3 protein-coding genes and 1 pseudogene are annotated in these 3,918 nt (G+C 60.2%); all 4 read right to left on the reverse strand.

Annotated features, from left to right (window positions below; translation table 11 throughout):
* Positions 1-29: 29 nt before the first annotated feature.
* A complete protein-coding gene (locus GGD61_RS39955) occupies positions 30-593 on the reverse strand; it encodes an ATP-binding protein (RefSeq protein ID WP_183232530.1) in 564 nt (187 codons plus the stop codon).
* Positions 594-606: 13 nt separating this feature from the next.
* Entirely contained in the window at positions 607-2,145 is a 1,539-nt protein-coding gene (gene istA / locus GGD61_RS39960) for an IS21 family transposase (protein WP_183232531.1), read from the reverse strand.
* Positions 2,146-2,439: 294 nt separating this feature from the next.
* Entirely contained in the window at positions 2,440-2,598 is a 159-nt protein-coding gene (locus tag GGD61_RS39965; RefSeq protein WP_183232532.1) for a hypothetical protein, read from the reverse strand.
* Position 2,599: 1 nt separating this feature from the next.
* Positions 2,600-3,832, reverse strand: a pseudogene (locus tag GGD61_RS39970) (AAA family ATPase); the annotation flags it as partial.
* Positions 3,833-3,918 lie beyond the last annotated feature (86 nt).

Consider the following 3,918-nt stretch of genomic DNA (forward strand, 5'->3'; position numbering starts at 1 on the left):
ACAGGCAAATTATGTGGAGTTGGCGGCTATCAAAACCCGGACCGGTGCCGGCTTTTGGCCCTCAACTCCACATCACTGCGGGCTGCACATAAGTCAAGAATTAGGAGATTGACGCGCTCGAGCGCGGTGATCAGGCGCGCCAGACGGCCTTCGCCGCGCGCCTGGGCGAGATCAGCGAACAGGCGTGATGCCCGCTTGTAGAGGACGGAAAAGCCGTCGCGGCAGGCCTTGTTGCCGAGCGCACAGGCAAGCCAGGACTTGCCGGTGCCGGTTGGGCCGACGATGACCAGGTGGTTGGCATCGCGGATCCATTGGCAGGTGCCGAGGCTCTGGAAGAGCGAACGATCGAGACCACGGGCGGTACGATAGTCGACGTTCTCGATGGTGGCGGCTTGACGGAGCTTGGCGCTGGTCAAGCGACGCGTGATGCGACGGTTGTCACGGGCGGTGACCTCGCGATCGACGAGGAGGCCGAGCCAATCGGCGTGCGGCATCCCGGCTGCCTCGGGATTGTTCTGCAGTTCAGTGAGGCCATCGGCCATGGTGGCGAGGCCGAGGGCGCGCAAGCGATCGACGGTAGGGTGAACGAGCATGCTGATCTCCTGATCAATTGTAGTAACTGCGGCCGCGGATGTTGGCGTGGAAGAGAATGGGCGTCTCGTCGGCGGGCGGAGCGGTCCTGTCGGTGCCGTTCTTGAGGATGGCAGCGACCGATTTGTACGAACGGGCGTTGAGCAGAAGGGCACGGGCGCAAGCGGCGTCGACGCGTTCCTGGCCATAGCGCTTGACCAGCCCGAGAATACCGATGGCGGAGCGGAAGCCCTGTTCCGGATGCGGTCGCGACCTTAGGATGACGTCGATCAGAGTGTCGACGTCGGGGCCGACCTTGGCGGCTTCGGAACGAATACGCTCATGGGTCCAGTCGCGATAACGGCGATGCGAGCTCGGCATATGCTCGGCAATCGTCGTCGGGCGATGCGGCAGGGTGCTGCGCAGATGCGACGCCACCCGCTTGCCGCGCAGGAAGACCTCGACGGTCTTTTGGGTGACGCGGGTCTCGACCTCTTGACGCACGAGGTTGTGAGGGACGCTGTAGTAATGCTTGGCGATCTCGATGTGATAATCGAGGTTGACCCGGCAGCGCTTCCACTCGGCATACTGGTACGGTTCATCCGGCAAGGCAGTAAGCGCCGGACGATCGAGCTCTTCGAACAGGTCGCGTCGACTTCGCCCCCAGCTCCTGAGGGGTCGGTCGTTCAACTCGACAAGGAGCCCGTGGATCGCCTCGTTGAGGGCGGCGAGCGAGAAGAAGCGGCGGTTGCGCAAGCGTGCCAGAATCCATCGTCCGACGATCTGGACCCCGACTTCGACCTTGGCTTTGTCGCGCGGCCGATATGGCCGTGCCGGAACAATGGCGGTGCGGTAATGGCGGGCGAGATCAGCATAGGTCCGGTTGACCATCGGTTCGTGAAAGCAGGCCCTGGTGATGCCGGCCTTCAGATTGTCGCTCACCGTCTGCCGGGCCACGCCGGCGAAATAGGCAAAGGCCCGGACGTGGGAGGCGATCCAGTCCGGCAGGCTCTGGCTGAGGCTGGCCTCGGCATAGGTGTAGTTCGAGGCGCCGAGCACGGCGACGAAGATCTGCGCGCTGAGCACCTCACCGGTGAGCCCGTCAACCACCTCCATGGTATGGCCAGAATAGTCGACGAACAGCTTCTCGCCGGCGACGTGAACCTGGCGCAGGGTTGGCTTGAGACGGCCGGCCCATTCCCTGTAGCGTTCGCAGAACCACGCATAGCTGAAGCTGTCGGAATTGGCGTCGCAATACTCCTCCCACAACAGCATCAGCGTGACGTTCGGGCGCCGCAGCTCGCGATGTACGAGGGCCCAGTCGGGATGCGGTCGCTCGTCGCTGGGCCGATCGGAAGGTGGAGGAAACAGGCGGTTCTCGAGCTGGACGTCGTCATCCAGCTCCGTTGGCAACGGCCAGGTCAGGCCGGCGCGGCGGGCTCGGTTGACGTATTTGCTGACCGTGCCCTGGGCCAGACCGAGGCTGCGGGCAACGGCGCGTTGCGACATGCCGACGCTGTAGTGCAGGCGTAGAACTTCGCGAATGTGGCGCATGGACAGTCTCTCGGTCGGCATCTCGATCCTCTGCGGTTAGGCAAAAGACCAAGCTACCCGGGTTGCAGACTGTCAGTGGCGCGCGCCTCCTAATTGCCCCGATCGCGATCGCTGGAAATACCGATCACGATCCGCTGGAAACGGTGATCACGATGCTCTGGAATGGGTGATCACGATGGCCTGGAATCCGTGATCACGATCGGCTGGAACACGCAGTCATGTAGGCGCCTCCTCAATTGAGCCGTTTGTGAGAGTGCAACAAGGCCGACCTCCCGGCGTCCCAGCAGGTTGAAGAGGCACTGGTTCGCATGCCAATCAAGTTTGGACGATTATGACGGGTTTGCCGTTTTCGTCCGTCCAATCCTCGACCTGTACATCCTTTATGTCTACCGGCGAAAATTGCTTGCCCCGCTTGGCCAGATAATCAGCGCGCGTCCGAACTTTTTCAAAATCGGAAAGCTTTCGTTTAGTCATGTCATTCGCCCATTTCTTCGAGAGTGGAGGCGGTGCTCGCATTTCCCTTCGTCGCAATGTTAGCCTTGGAAATCCCTTTCAAAACTGCCTCAGCCTCGCCTCGTATAATGCGTTTGATGGCCTCACGGACCTCAGGCACGTCGATTGCACCCTCGCCAGCTATTTTGCCGCCCGACTGGTCACCTGCTTTCCGATAGTCGCACCACGCGACCAATTCGGCGTCGCCATTCACAACGAGGTTCGCATTGTGACTCACGAAGATGATCTGACGCTTTTGCTTGGCGTTCCAAAGCTGTTCGACAATCTCCTGCATAACGGGATTGTCCAGGTCCTCTTCCGGCTGATCGACTAGAAGCGGAGGGCCAACCTGATTCAGCAGGGTCTTTAGCAGCGCGGTCGCCTGCTGACCGGCAGAGGCATTGCTAAAGGGTATGTAATCATTCTCGCGCGCCCGATATTCGAATACGGGCTCGCTTTTCACGTCTATCAATGAGAGCGCGAGCCAATCGTCCGACTGGAGTTTACGCGCAATGCGGTCGAGATCGGTCGCCGTCATGCCGGCGGCCAAAAGCGAGGGAGTGTCCGGCCTACGGTCCGCGCCCTCTTGCTTGGGATCGAACGCGGCGAGCTGCTCGAGTTCGAATAAGACGTGCCCCGACCGATCCTGCGCATTTTCGGCCTCGACGATAGAAGATCCCAAAGCCTCAAGCTTTTCCCTTCGGACGTTCGCGCCCGATAAAGAGTCGCGTAGCCGCTCTACAAGATCACTCGCGTCGGCAAAGCGCTTAATGTGCGCTCGGATCGCTCCATTAGCATTTTCAGTCAGCTTCTGACATTGACCGTCGAAGAGGTTGTCCCGTTCGGCTTTGAGATCGTACCAACCTTGGCGTTCAGCGTTGTAAATGTCGCCTGCCGTATTGAGGGTTCTCAGCTCTTCCTGAAGCCGCGCCGTCTCCTTATGGAACGCTGACAGCCTTGTTTCGATTATGTGAAGCTGCTCCATACGCTCGCGATGGGTCGACGACCGGCTTACAGCAGCAGTATAAGCATCGCGAAAAGCTTGAAGGTTCTCACGCCATTCCGTCCACGGCGTTCCAACGACGTCGATAGGCTTACGAATTTCAGGAAGAAGCGCGTCCACCACTTCACGGGCTTGTCCCATGATCGTGACATACTCCCCATAAGCAGCCTTAAGGAGCTCGCCCTCGGGCGTCTCTGGCGGGGGACAAGCTCTTGGTCTGTCCAACTTTCTCACGCGCCGGGCGCGATGGTCTCTACCCGACCGTAACATTCGGCCGTGATCGCCCCTGTATCAGCTTA

Origin of the sequence: Bradyrhizobium sp. SBR1B, assembly GCF_014198205.1 — a bacterium.
Lineage (GTDB): Bacteria > Pseudomonadota > Alphaproteobacteria > Rhizobiales > Xanthobacteraceae > Bradyrhizobium.